The organism is Bradyrhizobium sp. CCBAU 53421 (genome assembly GCF_015291625.1).
Taxonomy (GTDB): domain Bacteria; phylum Pseudomonadota; class Alphaproteobacteria; order Rhizobiales; family Xanthobacteraceae; genus Bradyrhizobium.
In genome coordinates, this window is sequence record NZ_CP030047.1 from 7,548,193 (window position 1) to 7,564,857 (window position 16,665).

Here is a 16,665-nt window from a genome sequence, read left to right on the forward strand (position 1 = left end):
CCTTCGGCCCTGGATATCTCTCACGCCACGTCAGTCACCTAGGCCGTGATATCGAGAACGGAATTCCGATTTCGACTAAGTTCGGACCAGTTGACATAACTCAAAGACACAGGAGGGCGCATCGGCCAGCTTACGCGGCTGTATGAGCATGGGAAGCCAGCCTTGCAGACCGCACTCCTGAACAAATATTGCGATGCTCGCCTGCCTTGGTACACCATCTACCCAACTGTACCGGATTTCTCTACGACAATCGGCGCCAGGACTTGTCAGACTTGGTTGAACCGGCTGCCGCCCGACGAACCCGTATCGCTCTATCTCCACGTTCCGTTCTGCCGGTCGATCTGCTGGTACTGCGGGTTTCCTACAAGCCTCGCGCGCAGCGAACGGCCGGTTCGCAACTACTTGACGTCGCTGCGGGAGGAGATTCGTTTGGTTGCGGAGCGACTGCCGCGCGCCTTGCCCGTCAACGACGTGCATTTCGGCGGCGGAACGCCAACCAGCATTGCGGCGGTCGATTTCCTGGCTCTGATGGAGCTATTACGCCGCAATTTTGCCTTCAGCACGTCCGCTAGCGTCGCCATCGAGATCGACCCGCGCGCGCTCACGACCGAGATGGCGCGAAGCTTGGGGGCAGCCGGGGTCAGCCGCGCGAGCATTGGTGTGCAAAGCTTCGACCCCAATGTTCAAAGGGCGGTCAACCGCCTTCAGAGCGAAACGCAGACGGCTTCTGCTGTCGAAAGTCTTCGCCAGCAGGGAATAAGCCGCATCAACTTTGACCTGCTCTTCGGACTGCCGCACCAGACGGTGCAGTCCTGTGTGAACTCGGCAAGGACGGCAGTGGCCATGCGACCCGACCGGCTTGCGGTTTTCGGTTATGCCCATGTGCCCTCCTATATCAAACGTCAGCGCCAGATCGATGAGACGGCACTGCCGGACAATGTTGCCCGCGTCGAGCAAGCTGCGGCCATGGCGAACACGCTGGTGTCTGCCGGCTATCGCCAAATCGGGCTCGACCATTTCGCCTTGCCGGACGACGAGCTCACGCTGGCACAAGAAGCTGGACGGCTGCGCCGCAACTCGCTGGGTTATTCGGCTGATACCTGCAAGACCGTGATCGGCCTTGGTCCGTCAGCCATCGGCCGCCTCGGTGACGGGTACGTCCAGAACGCGGCCGATACCGCTACTTATAGCCGGCACATCAGAGCTGGCCATCTGGCGACATCGAAGGGCTGCTGTCTCACCGAGGAAGATCGGCTGCGGGCCGCAATTATCGAGCGCCTGATGTGCGATCTGGAGGCCGACGTGCCGGCACTCTGTGCTGCCCACGGATTTGATCCGATTGGGTTTCTCGATTCAGTCGACCGCTTGGAAATGCTCACCGAGGACGGCATAGTGCAGATCCAGGACGGATTCATCCGCGTCAAGCACGAGCACCGTTTTGTCGTGCGCGCTGTCGCTGCCGCATTCGACGCTCATCTCGACCGCACACCCTACTAAGCCACGGATCCGAGCACGGTTTCGATGCATCACCGCTGTTTGCGGACGAATGATCGAGACAAGCGCCGGAATGCGGTCGGCTGCATTGATGCGGATCACCTCGGCGAGCGTGACCTTGGTGACGACGTTGCGTTCGTAGGCTTCGGCTATCTATCGCAACAAGCCAATTTGCGAAACGTACGGCTGACCTCAGTGGGTGCGGCTAAAGGACTCGGCCACGCCTGTAACAGCCTTAACATGTCAAGGCCTGCCCCTCTTCTGTCCTGCGATCACTGGCGCACCTCCGACGGAAACGGGGCCTTGTGCTTTGAACCGCTCTACGCGCTTCTCGGCGCGCTTCTTGGCCGGGCTCGGAGCAGCTTGTGGGGGCGACGAAGAAATAACGGAGGAAGCAGAAGGGACAACTGCTGAATTCTGCAAGGAATCAATCCGCGAAGCCAGCACCGTTATCTGATCTAAAATCGCTTTGAGGTCCTTCCGCTGAGCATCGATGTACCGGTTAAGCTCTGCGATATCCTCGCTCGCCTTCTCCTGCGCCCAACGTATCTCGGTTAGGGATATCCTGTCCTGCGCTGACAGGCCCGCCGCCGCATCTGCGAGCCCGGCTGCCGGCGTCTCGACAAGCCCTGCGAGGCCGCCGCCAAAATGGGCTGCTGCCGCACACAAGCCGACGAGGACGAGAAACACCAAACCGCAGCGAATTCTCCCTGACGAGCCGTATAAAAGCGGCCGCAAGTCTGAAGCGGCCGCCTGATCAACCATCTCCATCGTTCCTTGCCCGACTTCACCGTTTCGATAGACTTCTTGGTTGACGCGAGAGCTCGCGATGCTCACGCATCCCAGCGAGCCTCGGCCGCCCCAACAATATTCTTCTACTCGCCGACCATTTGCCTCCTTGGCTCCAATGAAGCGGGCCGTCTTGACCAAGGCAAAGCGGACACCCTACGGGGAACTCCTGCATTACAGGGCTGGCGGAGCATTTTCGCATCATTCAGGATAACGTTGCAGATTTTGTACCCTGCCGACGCCTGATGCGAGCCGGCCGCTATTTTCCTCAAAGTCGGACTCTCGGCTTTCCGTGCTGCCGAGGCCGGCAACTTCGCGGCCAGGCGCTACGGAAAAGGCGCCATAGCTGGCGCTCGAGCCACCATACCATTGGAGCGGCAAGTGTTGAGCATGGCCAACTACCAATCCTGGCAGGTTGATCGAGACGACGGACACATGGCAAGCGTGGCCCACGAACGTTACGGGATCACAGCCAGGCACTCGGAATGCACCACATATTTGTCCGTGCCAATGCAGCGGATGGAATTAGCAACTTCTCGCTCACAGCCACTAAAGCAGCTCGAAACCTGCTTCCCCCGCTCTTGTGGGCCACCATCGTGGACGTTGTGACGCGATCGCTGCGCGAACAAATTCCAAGGCTCTGTGGAAATCGCGGTCGTCGACGATCGCTTCGTCCTTGGCGGACCACGATACCAGGACAGCTTCACGAAGCTACGGCTCCGCTTTGGCTGGCATTGCATTCCGGTGGCTGCCACTTCGTCGAGAAAGGCACTTCAAGCAAGATGCTCGGCAAGGCTGCAATCCTCCACCTCATAGTGGATCAAAGTCGAAGTTCGAATTGTTTTGGCGGCGAGGACAGCTGCGGCGCCGCGCGCTCGCGGCCAACGGTTCTCGCTCAGCCAGCAAGCGTTGCTCACTCTCGGCAAATCCGGCCTGATGCACACGCGACCAAGTCGCCAGGTCTAGTGAATCTCGCTGGGATAGACGTCCTGCCCATGAGGCGTCGTCCTCTTGCCCTCAGACGCCAAAGCTCGGGAGGTCCGTTCTGAGCCAGAGAGGCCGACTTTCAATCCATTCATGGCTCGCAAAACAAGGATGCGAAGTAGACTGTGCGTGATTGCTTTGTTGCTGCGACGACGCCTCGGACATCTTCGGCTATCGCAGCATTTGCCTGCATTTTGCGATCAAGCGAGCCGCAACGGCGACCTGCCGTTGCGCTTTCGCTCGCGGCTTGTTTGGTCGGCGCCCCCGTTTCGGCACAAACTGCTGACGAGCCGGTCCCCAAGAGCAACGCTGCGGACCAAGCCACCAAGAGAAGAACGTTAACGCCCCCGGATATGGCTACAAAGCTCCGGACCGGCGTGGTCAATCAGCCGATTCGACTTCATGCCTCGGCGTTGGCGTCAGCTCCCAACCTGCCTCTCATAAAGCGCGGCAGCGCCGGTCGGGCTGCTCAGACGCAAACGCGAAAGACGATCGACCCCTTCGCACGCTTTGATGCTTTCCGAGAAAAAGGGATCTGGCTCAACATACCCGGCCCTGCTGATACAATTGATCAGGACAAGCATGGCGTTAGATCCGTACTGGCCGACGTCGGCATTGGCTATATCGGCTGGACGCACAACACCTTTGCAAACAACCAGCTACCGAATGCGGCCAGAAGCAGCATCGCCAACCAGCTCTATATGGGGCAGAATCCGACGTTTGCTACGACGAACTTCGTGATCGTCACTTATGATCTGCGCCGGTTTGGTATTCCCGATGGACAGATTGTCGTTGGAGCCGAGCAGCAATACTGGACATGGAAACGACCGGGACCGGACCGAGTAGGATTGAATACATTCGCCTACTATCAAACGTTCCTCGACAGAAAATTCGAACTCAAACTAGGCTATCTCAGAAATGCGAATGAGTTCACCGGCACATTATTCGGAGGAATTTCAGGATCAAACATGTTTGCCCTGTTCCAAGCAGGGATGAGCACCAACGCCGCGCCAACGCCCGCCGCCAACCTGAAGTACAATTTTGATGATCACTGGTACAACAAAGTCTCCGTGCAGCGGTCAATCAGTCCAGATGGTCCCTATGCGCAGATAACCGAAAATCCTTCGGGTTTGAATTGGAGCACAACCAATGCCGGCATTCTGTTCATTGATGAACTTGGCTACAAGAGCAAGGCCGCTCCTGGCGTTCCCGACACCTGGCTGCGGGCCGGCATTGGTTTGAACAGCAGCCGCTACAGGAATTTGGCAGATCCGGATCAACAAAGAGAGAGCGGGAATAACTTTCATTACATCGCTGCTGACAGGCAGCTCTGGCAGAGTGATGTTGAGGGGACGCCATCTCGCGGCATCTATGGCGGATTCTCCATCATGGGAGCTCCGCCTGACGTAAACAGGATCAGCCAGTATTACGAGCTTCGTCTTTATGCGAAGGGACTGTTTGACAGTCGGCCCAGTGATTTGATCGCTCTGGTTGCCAACAACACGACCTGGAGCAGGTTTGCGGTGGATGCTGCCTTGGCCAAAGGCCAGCTTGCGCATCACGATACCACAGCAATCACGGGGACCTATACCGCGCATATCGCCCCGGGGATATATGGAAGCCTCGGACTGTCCTACATTCATAACCCGACAAGCATCACACACATGCCCCAAACGGAGCACGCCCTCAATCTGTTGGTGTCTACGCTGATATTTTTCTAGATCAGTGAGGATGTCACCAATTCTGCTACCAAACTCTCGGTTCGAAACAACTGCGCGCAAAGTTCTGCCGGCGCGCCGGCGAGACGCTGTGAGGAGACGAACCATGGGGCCTGCTATCCCATGATCTAAGAGCTTCCAGACCGGATTTCGGCTACAGCTACTTATCCGCAGGCTGCCCCGGTGGACATAGAGCGCGGGGGTGAAGTTCCAAGAATGAGCTGAGACAGACAGGGAATGTCGCGCACGGTTCGGCGCACCATTAGCGCGACGAGAACAATCGCAGCCCCTAGAATTCCCGCCACGGCCGACTTGGATGTGAGATCCGATGGCTCTGCGTACTGTATCGAATCCATGAGACGAAATGCCGTGCCCTGAATCAGGTACAGCACCAGCGTGCTCTGTCCTATTTCCACGGCGATAAAGCGGACCACTCGATTTGAGCGGCCAACTCTCCAGCATTGCTGAAGAGCTCACTCATGATGGCTGAGGCCGCTGCTGAGCCAAAAAACCTCAGAAGCACGTCTTTTGCCGACTGCATATCTTTGACCAGGACGAGATTGTTGTAGACGTAAGTGTCTTTGCGCCAGGCCAGAAAGCACACCAGTGCGGCTATTGAGGCAGACATGATCAAGAGCGGCTTGTAAGCGCGCGTTATGCTCGTCCACCAGTCTCTTGACTGCGCAAATGAGAAACCCAAGCAAAAAAACGGGTAAGTGTACTTTATGAGAGGAAATATGGAGAATGTCAGAGGTGCAAGTGCAACCAGGATGACCGATAAGAATAGGATCCAGGGGGACCAATGATTGGAGATCGAAAGAATTTTGACGAGAAGAAAACAAACGAGCGCGGCCCAGATGAACCAGTATGTGCCGGCGACATCGTTTAGAAGCTGTAAAATGTTGCCTGATGCGTCAGGGGCGCGGGGAAGCACGGCTAACTTTGCCGTCTCCAGGAGAGCGCCCCAAAACAGCATGGGCACCAAGAGCTGCATCGCCCGATCACCGACGGCTTGCATCAACGACTTTCGCAACAGCGCTCGGCAAGAAAGATATCCGCTTATCGCCATGAAGAGAGGCATGTGGAACATGTAGATCCATTTGAATAGTGGCGAATCCCAGAATCCCTCATCTCGGTAGAGGATATATTGGATCAGGTGACCGACGATCACCAAAATGATGAGCACTCCTTTGTCGAAATCGAAAGCTAGATCGCGATCGTTATCCTCTGGCGTACCAGGCACAGTCGACCCAGTTACATTTCGCAATGTATCAACCATCTCGACATCCCTTCATCCAATGAGCTGGAGATCCGTCTGACGTTGGGTAGCTGCCGCGACCAAGTGCTGGCCGGAAGTTGCATCATCAGGTCGTCGGTCTATCATGCTCATCAATTTGGAGTTCTGAGCCGGCATCAAAGACATCCCTGCCGAATGTCGCAGGGCCACTCTCCGGAACGCTGCTTTGAAGTTAGCCGTTCAGGTCAACTGGAATATCGGGTGCCGGTGAACTAGGCGTGCGAAGGTCGGCCGTGGTCTGGCGGCGTCCGAGAAGACACCACATCATGGCGACTGTTCTTAGGGTCAAGTTTCATGAGATGCCGCATTAGACCGGAGCACGGGATACCCGATCCAAGAGAGAAATAGGCTGAACGGCCGAACGTCGGTATCCGGCTGCCAACCACTTAGTATGAAAAGCAACTGCTGCAGCTTTTGCTCCATGGAACGATCCGACCGATGATCGTGGAGGTAATTGCCATCGCAACTCTACGCTCCGATAGCTGACAGGACGCAAATAGCCAATTATATCGAGGTGGGAGATCGTTATAAGGAAAGGGGGAACGAGCTATACGACGGTTTACCGATTTAAGGTGGTGCTGCCTCACTTCGATCCGCTGCCAGACCGAGCGGTCACCTTGCTGGGTGTCCCGTCCGGAAAAAGTGTTTGCAACGCACTACGAGAATTTTGGATAGCGGCAATACCCTACTCGAGCATGAAGGCCTAAATATATGTAGGTTGCGCAGCAGGGCCTCCTTCCGAAAGTATTCGACCTTGCCTTCACGAGTAGCCGGCGTCAGCAAACCGAGTTGTTGGCGAGCGTTCCCACATCCACCAGACGCTCGCGTCGTCCGCACTCCGGACTGTGGCGGTCGAAGTGGTTCGAACAGTTGCGCTTACTGAGCAACGGCTTCTAAGGCAAGATGATCGGCGGAAGATTTGTGAAAGCCTGAGGGATAGAGAAGGCCGCGTTCAAGCTGCACCAACAAACGGGAGGCTGGACCGCTCAGGCGGTGCCCATCTCAGTACTTCGAATGGATACATCGGCTGTCAAGGGCCGGGCTGTAGAACGTCTCGCGCGAGCTGCCCCGCCGAGCGCCTGAGATTGCCGTCCACCTGCGCTCTTCAGCCACGTTCAGGATAGATGCGAACGCGCTGGCGCCCCTCGCTTTCATCCAACTCGCCCCTGTAGGACACGCCGCGGATCTGGAAATAGGTTGGACGCCCAGCCTGCGGCATGATGCGTTCCCCCTGCAGGACGCGGACAAGGTAAGGCGGAAGGAACCGCTCGCGGTGCTCCCATCCGCCGCGGATCAAGTACCCAAGGTCCCGTAGGCCCTCACGGGGTTGCTCGGCTTGGACGATCTGCGGTGGATGATGAAGCGGCCGGGATGGCCCAGCTTCATCAAGGTAGCTCGGGCGCGGATGATGGATCAGGCGGACATCCGTGCGCCCGCCTGGTCCGAATGTAGCCGAGTAGCGCTCGCCGTTGATCATAAACTGACTTGGCCCGAACTGGTTTGGCAGCAGATTGATGTTGCCGAGGACGTCAACCAACACGTCCGAGGCCGCTTGGGAGCCGTGACGCCAATCCGAGCCAACGACGGCCCCAATATCCCGCAGTTCCTGGGCGCCCCCGGACGGTCCAGCGAATGACGGCGCTCTGCGAAATTCAGGTACGGGCGCGGAGCGTGCATCATCGTGCAAGTCGTGCGGCGTGGACGGATCCAAATCAACCAAGGGATCCAGACCGCTGTAGATGTTTGATGAGCGAGGCCTCACCGACGATGGTGAGGCGGGTTCCTGCATCTGTTGTCCGAACCAATCCCAGGCTCCTTGGCTTAGACTGGCCGGAGTCGCAGGAAGCCCGTGCGGCAGATTGGACTGCGGGATCCAATAGGGCGCTTGCACAGGTGCGGCGGGTTGGAGGATCTGCTCGCTGGACCGATCCCAAGCCCCGGCGCTCGGGCTGGCCGATGTTGCGGGAAGCTGCTGCGACGAACTGGCCTGCCAACCGTGATGCGGCACTGGCAGTGACGAGCTGGGTCCGTGGATCTGCTCACCAAGCCAATCCCACGCTCCCGCACTGGGCGTGGCTGGCGTTGCCGGGACCTCCTGCGGCGAGTACGCCCGTCGGGCGCCTTCGGCGACAGGCTGCCCCGCATCCTCGGCAGGGTGCAAGCCGAGGGCCCTGTTCGCCTCGAGGATTTGCTGGTAGCGACCAAGCCTGAGCAAATCAGCTTTGATTTTGCCGTCGTCGGTTTCTTGCCTATACTCCGCGACATCCTGATCCAGCCCGGAGGTGAAGAGCCGGCCGGCGATGGCCTGCTTATCGTGCGTTCGCAGCCATTCACTCAGCCTCGACATTCGGCGGGCCTGCCTGTCGATCGTCTCCGGCTCAACCCTGCGTGTCGCCTTTTCCGCCGCGGCCCACCTGCCGATGAGGGTCGCGTCAGTGCCATGGGGAGCCAGGCGACGGAGATCGGCTGACAAGGTGTTTCCGGCCCAGACCTCACGGAGCTTTTTCAAGGCTGCTTTGATACGCCTTGCGCGGTCCGCTGCATAAGTGTCGACATCCTGGTCGAGCTCAGCTTCCAGTTGGCGGTTTTCCACCTCTGGATCTTCCAGTTGCGCATTTTCCATCTCGAGGCGAATGCGATCCGCAATTGAGGGCCTATCGTTGTCATTGAGGCGCGCGCTCAAAATGCGCAGGTCGGCTGCCGCATTTCTGATGGTGCCGTCGGTGAGGTTGCTGGCTGCGGTGCCGTCGGTGCGGTTGCGGACTGCTCTTTGTCTAAACTCTTTGATGAGCGCCTCGTCCTCCGGATCGACCCCGCGCGTCCGGCCCGGCTGTCTGGCGTAATCGACGCGAAAACTCGTCGAGGAAGCATCCGGCTGCGCGGCCTCCCGCGAGGACTTGCTACTCCCTCCAAAGGCTTTGCCGATTTCCGACTTGAAGCGCGACCACAGTCCGCGGCTTTTAGCGCTCCTGGCCTGAACCACAGGCTCCGCGTCCGGCAAGCTGTAGCGCGCGCTGCTGAACAGATCATCGCGCAAACCGGACTGCGGCACTTGGGCCGGAGCATCAAGCTGAAAGCGGGGAATGTCTAAGCTCCGCCGCGCATCGCCCCGCGCGCTGTCCCTAAAATCCGAGCGTGGCGGCACCCGCATCGAACCGCCGAGCTCGTCCCGTCGAACTGCCCGTCCCGCTCCTGCGGGAGTCTGGTCCGGCGAACTCGACTTTGCGGAACTCTCATCAGGCGAATCGAGCTGCAAATCTTCCATCCGCCGCTCAAAATCGCCTTGCTGGCTTGCGCTGCCCCCTTGCTGCCCCGCTCGCCCCTGTCGGGCGGCATAGGCCTCCATCCAAGCGCCTGAATCGAAGAATGGGTCGACTGGATCCATCCTGCTCTCCTTGTGGTGTATAGGCCCTGCGCAATCCACACGCTTGCACGGCCGCTAAGCGGCAGCTGTGAAGCGAGGTCAGATTCCGAATCTTTATGGGAGCCAGCTTTCGAAAAGCTGACGAGAACGAGAATTCACAGCCGGCAATGCCGATTGCGTTGGCTTCTTCGGAGGGGCCGTAAGAAGCTGGCGCGGCCGTGCCCCGTCCTTTATTCCGATCTGGAAGGTCCGGCCGACAGCCAATCTGTGGCACCTCCGAAGAACGTGTCCAGGGACCATTTCGCGGCTTCGCCATCGGTCAATTGGTGCGAATAAGGCTCGCGACCTGCGGGATTGGCCCGGACACCTGTGGATTTGTATTCAGCATAGTAGGCCGTCCTCAGCGAATTGGTCTTGCCCGGAGCCCATTCGCGCCAGCCTTCCGCGACCACCGGTGCATCCATCTTCGTCGATAGGAACACGACTGTTGCATAGGGGCGCCAAGGCCGGCCAAGTGCAACATCCCGCGCGGCGGAGTCGGCAGTCAGTCTGCAATGATCGAACACATAAGCACTGTCCTCGTCCGGCGCTGCCTTGCTCTGCGCGGTATAGACGACCGCCTGATTGGCGATACCGTGCAACTCACAGTGTCGGAAATAGGCCTTGGCATTGCCGAATATGAAATCGACATGTCCCTCGATGTAGCAATCTAAGAAGTACTGTCGCGACATCCGGCCGTTCGGCCCCTTGGCGGCGAACAAGGTGTCTTGTGCGCCGAGCAGGCGGACGCGGCTGATGATGTCCCTGTCTCCAGTAACGGACAGTGCGACGGCCTGCGAAGCTGGATTGGCCGAATTGAGCGAGTAATCGTTTTGGATCGTCAGGTTGTCGAGCCGGAAGTCATCGCCTGAGGCGTCCAGCGTCGCAGAACGGACGGTTCCTCCAACGTTGATCGCGCCGTCACCGTACACAATGACCGTATCATCCGGCTTCCTGCCGGAGCCTTTGATATGAACACCGGATTTGAAGACTTTGACCTTCTCGCGATAGATGCCCGGTGCGATCTGGATATCACCACCTTGGGCCGGCAATGCGTCGATGGCTGCCTGCACGGAGTGATAGGCTGCCCTCTCGGCATGCGAGACCAAAAGGGGTTGAGCATGGGCGGCCGAGATGCAGAAACATCCGGCCAGAACCGCAGCGAATAGCGCGAAAATCCGCATGTGATCTCACCTGTTATCGGGGCCGCTGCACGCTTGATACAATTGCTACACCTCGTCGCCGCGACCTGGCAGCCGAGTATGGTCAAACAACGTTTCTTCCCGAACCGGAAATCTCGCGCGACAGCCGAAACATCCGACCGGGGTCACGCCTGTCGGACTCCTGCAATAAGGCGCCGGCGCTATGCTCGCCATTGGCAAGACCAGCGAGTCAAAGCCCTATCAAGGCAGACCTAACCGGTCTTAAGGCTCGGCACCGAGTTGTTTCGCTTACTCGTTACCGTCTCGGAATGCCCTGGCGCACCGCTGCCAATCGCGTGGCACCGGTTCTCTGGCCCGCCCGGGCAGCGGCGGCGACACGTCAGAATGATCGGCTGTCAGATTCGCATGTTCGAGCTGCCAAGTCGCGGAATCGGCAAATCGAACATCCTCTAGCGTCACGTCAAGCGCATGGCCCTCATCAAACCCGCGCATCAGTAGCGCACCATTGTCGCCGCGTACATGGCGCAGAACGATCTGGCGATAGACTGGAATCCTGCTGCCTTGGGCATGTGGATCGTACTTTGTATCGAACGCGACCGGCCATCGGTTGCCACGCAGACACACATTCTCATAAGTCACGCGCTCGACCAGGCCACCCCGGCTGACATCGCTCTTGATGCGCAGGCCGGACGTCGTGCCGTCCAGCGTCAGGTTGCGCACGAGTATGTCGCTGGCGCCAGAGTTCACCTCGCTGCCGATCGACATCCCGTGTCCCCACCCGAAATAATTATCGGTGATGGAGATATGGCGAGTTGAACCATTATCGCCGGCTTTGATCGCTACGTTATCGTCTCCAGTGCGGATGAAGCTGTGGGTAATGGTCACATCCTGGCTGGCGCCTGGGTCGATGCCGTCGGTATTGCGGGCATCGGCCGGTGTATCGATCGTCAGACCCCAGACCGTGGCACCTTCGACCCGGTTCATCGCGACATGGAAATTGGGTGCATTGCGCAAGGTGACACCAGAAAGCGTGATGTCCTGCGCATGATCGATCTGGATCAAACGCGGAGCGTTCTGACTACCGCCCTCGGCTTGCGCGCGGCGGGCCAGCTGCCACCAGCTTTCGGCACTGCCGACCATCGGCGCACCGCCCTGGCCATCGATGATGCCGTCGCCATAAATGCCGCCGCCGCGCGTTTTGGAGAAGCTGATCAACGGCCGGCAACCGTCGCCCTTACCTGCGATGCGGCCACACTGTCCGCGGCCCTTGTCGTACGCAGCTGGCTCGGGAACAGCCAAAAGCGTTGCACCGCGTCCAATCCACAAGGTCACGCCTGATTTCATCTCGAGTGGATCCGACCGGAACTCGCCACGCCCGAGATAGACCGCAGCACCGGCGGGGCAATGGTCGATGGCATCCTGTAGCCTGGCCGTATCGTTGCTGCCAGACGGCAGTGGGCGGTCGCAGACCGTATGAGGTGCAACGGGCTCGGCGACAATGCGCCGATCTTGCGCTTTTGCGCTGGGGCAGACAACCATGGTGGCAACGATGGACATCAGCGTCCATTCGCGAAAATGCTTTGTCATTAACCTCATCTCTTTGCCGCGAGCATCCTCGCCGCTTCGTTGTCCTGAGCTGAGCGCTGACCAACCAGCCGCAGCTCGCCTCACAGGCCAACCCAAGATGACATTTATAAGACGCAAAAAAGACCTAGGTCTTGCGAGTTCACGCGATGAAGAATGAGCGTTCCGCAAAAGATCACACCTTGTGGCGGCACGCACTTGAGCGGCAGGTACAGCTATTGCTGCGAAGGTGCGTCTTCAATTGGCGTGCGACACTCGGTTCGAGGCGGCCCACCCTTGCACGGCCTGCACACCGACGGCATAGAGATGGTGAACGGCTCTGATTATCTTAATCCACGCCGGTTCCGGATTTATTGTTTTCTGTTCCCTCTAGGCGGTGGTTGCCCGCCGGGGCGGCAATTCAGGTGTGGCATGCATTGTGATTGATCTTGCGAGTGAGCGCGCGGTCCACAATCGATGGCTGAGCGCGCGAGAACGGTGACGCAACACAAACACTCTAATAACGATCAGGCGGGAACAGATGACACAGGGTTCACAAGCGACGATCATTGGCGCCGGACGCGTGGGGTTAAAGCTCGCTGAACTTCTCACAACGTCTGGCGGACGAGTACGCTTCGTGGATCACAGGCCGGTGGCCGAAATAGATCCGAACCTGATCGTGAGCGATGCGATCCACCTGACGCGGGAGGCCAAATCCGCTATTGCGCAGTCCGATATTGTCGTTCTTTCTTTGCCGTTCACGGTAGCAGGAGCCGCGTTCGGATCCGCCTGTCGGTGGCTCAAAGGCGACGCATTGTTGATCGAGACGCTTTCAGTCAAGACGAGACCGGCCTCATGGGGGGTCAACTTACCTCGCGAGGTGGAATATCTTGGCCTCAATCCACTGTTTAGCCCGGAGCTCGGTTGGGCAAATCGTCCGGTCGCGGTGATCGCGTATCGATCAGGGCCGCGGCTCGAAGTCTTTCTGCAGCTTTTACGACGCACGAATGCGAGCCTTGTCGCGCTCGATGCTGAAGCTCACGATAGACTTCTTGCGCAGCGTCAGCTGGCTGCGCATGCGCTGCTCCTGTCGCTCGCGAGCATCCTTCGCGACGAGAACACTGAATTTCCGCTTGAGGTCGGTCCGCCTCCTTATCACCTTCTTCTGGCGGGAGTCGGGCGCATGTTGAGCGGCGCCCCCGAGACGTTTGCTGAGATCCAGACGGAGAATCCTTTTGGGGCGACAGTCCGCTTGCGTCTGATCGCGGCACTCGAGAGGCTAGGCGGGGGCGGCCAGGAGGTCCTAGATCACCTTCGCTGTGAGTGGAGCGATCTCGCGCCACGTCTCAAACCGGCCGCCGAGACCTGCGAGCGCCTGTTTGCGTGCCCGATTTTCCCTCTTGAGATGAGCGAATATGAGTATCGCTCCGGCGAATGCCGCCTTGCGCGGTGTGATCGAGATTGAAGACGTAGGCCTATGACCGTCGTTCCGACAGCGCAAGAAATCTCGATTCGCGGGCAACTCGGCCGCGTAGCCTCCTCTTTTCGTTTCCCGAGCGCTTCCCGGCCAGGTCGATCTCTAAGCGATCAGCAAAGTTCGCCGGCAGGATACAGCTGGCGGCGGCCTGCGCGGCGAATTTACGTGCACGGTCCCCCGTGGCGCACCACTGCTGACCGTGATTTCGGTTGGGTGTCTTACGCCGCGCGAACTTTCACAGGAGATTTCTGCACCCTATTGCCTTACGTTTATCAAGTCGCGAAGCATTGGTTGTGCGATGTCTCCACGTGTCTAGCGTGTAGCCGATCCCTTAGCGTCGCGTCCAACCCATAGAGATACGCCCGATTTCATCTTGGGTGAATTCGACCGGAACGCGCCACGCCCGCGATTGACCGCAGTAGTCGTACCAACATCGTACTTCTCGATTGAAGTAGCACTCAGATAAACTTCCGCCTACCCACGGACCGCCTTTGGTGGTGCCTCGCTAAATCGTTCGGCTGTGCCGCTACATTTCCCGACCGGAGTCCCGCCTCCCCCTCTCCATGTGCAAGGCGCTCCAAACCCTGAGGGCTCGCGGTGTGAGGCTGGCACCGGCAAGTTGTTTCCAGGACTTCCGCACCTCGATCCAGCGGCTTTTTCGACCGGGCAAGGCATCAAGCATTTTTTTGGCAATCGGAGCCAGGTGCGCAGTTTCGGAGTTCGGCTCCCGCTTGGCATCTTCAAGAATTTTAAGAGCGGCCCTTTCGGACCGCGTCCAACCCGACTCGGTGAACCTGCTCTCCGCGAAATACTCAAAACACGTGCGGAACGTCAAAGCGCGGCCAATGACCGTATGGTTTGGTAGTCCCGCTTGGCTCAGCCACCGCCAGAGATGCCCACACCGCTCCTGGCCGCCATTTTCGGGAGGACCGCGAAATTCCAAGACCAAAAGCATCGCCATGCCAGCGATTTCGCGTCGTATCTCTTCATCCTGCTTTTCGAACCAATCCCGGATTACCTGTAATGGCGTCGCCGGCGGCTTCACAGCCGGTGCCGCAGCGGTGCGGTGGAACGAGACCACGTTTTCCAGCGGGGGCATGCGCGGCCATGGCCTTCCATCTGCGTCCCACAAGACCCACCGCGCTGCAATCTTTTTTGCCTCTTCAGGAGACCTGGTTCGCCAAAGCTCCTTGAGCGCCTCATTGACGTAATATGAGACGTCAGCTTTCAGGCCGCATGTACGTGCTATTGCTGCGCGGCGTCCGGCGTCAATGAGCCGCGCCGCGAAGTTATTCTCTGCGTTCATTTGCCGAGGCCCTTCCTGTCCTTCCTAGCGCGCCCCGCTATCGGCTCTTCGGCGGCGTGATACGGGCCCGCCGGGATCTACACCAGCAGGCGCCGTCTTCCGCCTAAGTCCCAGGGATCACCAACTTCAGTGGTCAGCCATGGCCTCAACTTGCGATCGTGGCCGTGCCCACGTGAGGGCGCCTGTGCATTCCGAGGGTCTGCATTCTTCGTGCCACAGTAACAGTCCGCGATTGGTATTCGTTGGGTATGTTTTTGTTTGCTTTGCGACTTGGGCCCGTCTTGTTTCATTCTACTCATAGATCATCCGTGGCAACTTCATGTGCTGCCGAGAGGTCATCGATTGCGCAAGCGTTTTTCAGCACGTTCAGACCCGGATGAAGGGATCCGTGCCGGCGTCATCGACGCCGTTCGAGTCGACGTCATTGCGACGAGTGCGCCGTCAGATCCCGGCTCCGCTTCGGGGGGACATGCAACCAAGGCGTCGTGTTGCGTGAGGCAGCATGCTTTCTCCCGGTTCGCTCTGCCGGAGGATGCCGCAGATAGCCCAGCATCCTCAGGCAGAGTAATCCGTTCTTTCGGGGCAGAGCCCTCTCCTGGCACGCCGATGGCGATCATTTCATAGTGCTTTCCTCGCTCATTGAGAAATAGGAGGACGGACATTTCTCCACCGCACACGGCGATCCGGTGGACGTCCTCCATTTTGCGATTGAGTCTATGGACAACTCCCAAGCCGCACTCGGCAATCCTGTCGGGTGCAATCGCGCGTCTGATCTACTGAACCGAAGGCGACCTCTAACGCTGGAACTGATTCGCACCATTAGCAAGGAGTGGAACATTCCAATTGACGCCCTGATGGCTCAATACGAACTGGCGGGTACACGCCTAAATTCTGAAGGCCCGCCTACGCGGGGCCTTCATCATTCCCGTACGCCTTCGAAATATACGTGAGGTCACGCGCGACATGCCACCGGCTCAACCTGGTTCGCCGACAACGCCACCGCTCAGCTTCGCATGGTCCCAGAATACCGCAATCATTCCCAAAACGAAGGGCCCCCGCCGGATACGAGGGCCCTTACAGAACTTGGAGGAGGAGAAGTCTCCAAGCTCTATGTTGGCGACTGCAAACCTGAAGACGATACCCATTGATCGATGTCAGCTGCGATCTCCGCCCTCCGCGCACGCTTCAGCAGCTGGTCGCGCTCGACGCCTGGCGGAAGCCGCGCTGCCTTGTGAAAGATATCGCCGGCAAACGCATTGAGCCGATCCTGCAGCGATGGGGCTTGCTTCGCCCCATTTCTGCTTTTCTTCATAACGCGCTCCGTATTTTCTCGGGAGCGTTGAAGCTAACCTTTGCGATGAGCGTATGAAGTTATAATGATCGTTTCCGCAACCTGGGTTACGACCGCGATAATCCTTTGGGCGAACTCGCGCGAAGAAGGTAAGCGCGATTTTCTCCGCACCTTGACGCC

At 58.6% G+C, this 16,665-nt stretch carries 9 protein-coding genes and 1 pseudogene; 4 read left to right on the forward strand and 6 right to left on the reverse strand.

What is annotated here, in order from left to right; genetic code table 11:
- The first annotated feature begins 162 nt into the window (after positions 1-162).
- Positions 163-1,497 carry an oxygen-independent coproporphyrinogen III oxidase gene (gene hemN, locus XH92_RS35310; RefSeq protein ID WP_194456239.1) on the forward strand — a complete coding sequence of 445 codons (1,335 nt, stop codon included), beginning with the start codon at positions 163-165 and terminating at the stop codon, positions 1,495-1,497.
- Positions 1,498-1,737: 240 nt separating this feature from the next.
- Here the strand turns inward: hemN and XH92_RS35315 are convergent, their stop codons facing one another.
- Positions 1,738-2,259 (reverse strand): hypothetical protein, encoded by a 522-nt coding sequence (locus XH92_RS35315; RefSeq protein ID WP_246787882.1) that lies wholly within the window; start codon positions 2,257-2,259, stop codon positions 1,738-1,740.
- Positions 2,260-3,644: 1,385 nt separating this feature from the next.
- On the opposite strand from XH92_RS35315, the gene XH92_RS35320 reads away from it, so the two are divergent.
- A complete protein-coding gene (locus tag XH92_RS35320) occupies positions 3,645-4,988 on the forward strand; it encodes a carbohydrate porin (protein WP_246787884.1) in 1,344 nt (447 codons plus the stop codon).
- Between the two features lie 161 nt (positions 4,989-5,149).
- On the opposite strand, the pseudogene nolL reads toward XH92_RS35320, so the two are convergent.
- The 4 genes and pseudogenes from nolL to XH92_RS35340 form a co-directional block, all read right to left on the reverse strand.
- Positions 5,150-6,264: pseudogene (gene nolL, locus XH92_RS35325) on the reverse strand (nodulation factor fucose acetyltransferase NolL).
- A gap of 1,123 nt (positions 6,265-7,387) precedes the next feature.
- Complete coding sequence (locus tag XH92_RS35330) at positions 7,388-9,667, reverse strand: hypothetical protein (RefSeq protein ID WP_194456241.1); 2,280 nt, start codon at positions 9,665-9,667, stop codon at positions 7,388-7,390.
- Between the two features lie 209 nt (positions 9,668-9,876).
- Positions 9,877-10,869 (reverse strand): pectinesterase family protein, encoded by a 993-nt coding sequence (locus XH92_RS35335; protein WP_194456242.1) that lies wholly within the window; start codon positions 10,867-10,869, stop codon positions 9,877-9,879.
- A gap of 267 nt (positions 10,870-11,136) precedes the next feature.
- A complete protein-coding gene (locus XH92_RS35340) occupies positions 11,137-12,435 on the reverse strand; it encodes a glycoside hydrolase family 28 protein (RefSeq protein WP_194456243.1) in 1,299 nt (432 codons plus the stop codon).
- Positions 12,436-12,952: 517 nt separating this feature from the next.
- Here XH92_RS35340 and XH92_RS35345 point away from each other — a divergent pair.
- Positions 12,953-13,876: an NAD(P)-binding domain-containing protein gene (locus tag XH92_RS35345; protein ID WP_194456244.1), complete on the forward strand. Its 924-nt coding sequence runs from the start codon at positions 12,953-12,955 to the stop codon at positions 13,874-13,876.
- Positions 13,877-14,414: 538 nt separating this feature from the next.
- Here the strand turns inward: XH92_RS35345 and XH92_RS35350 are convergent.
- A complete protein-coding gene (locus tag XH92_RS35350) occupies positions 14,415-15,194 on the reverse strand; it encodes a hypothetical protein (RefSeq protein WP_246787886.1) in 780 nt (259 codons plus the stop codon).
- Between the two features lie 1,144 nt (positions 15,195-16,338).
- On the opposite strand from XH92_RS35350, the gene XH92_RS35355 reads away from it, so the two are divergent.
- The gene (locus XH92_RS35355; protein WP_194456245.1) at positions 16,339-16,563 is read left to right on the forward strand and encodes a hypothetical protein; all 225 of its coding nucleotides are present in this window, start codon (positions 16,339-16,341) and stop codon (positions 16,561-16,563) included.
- Positions 16,564-16,665 lie beyond the last annotated feature (102 nt).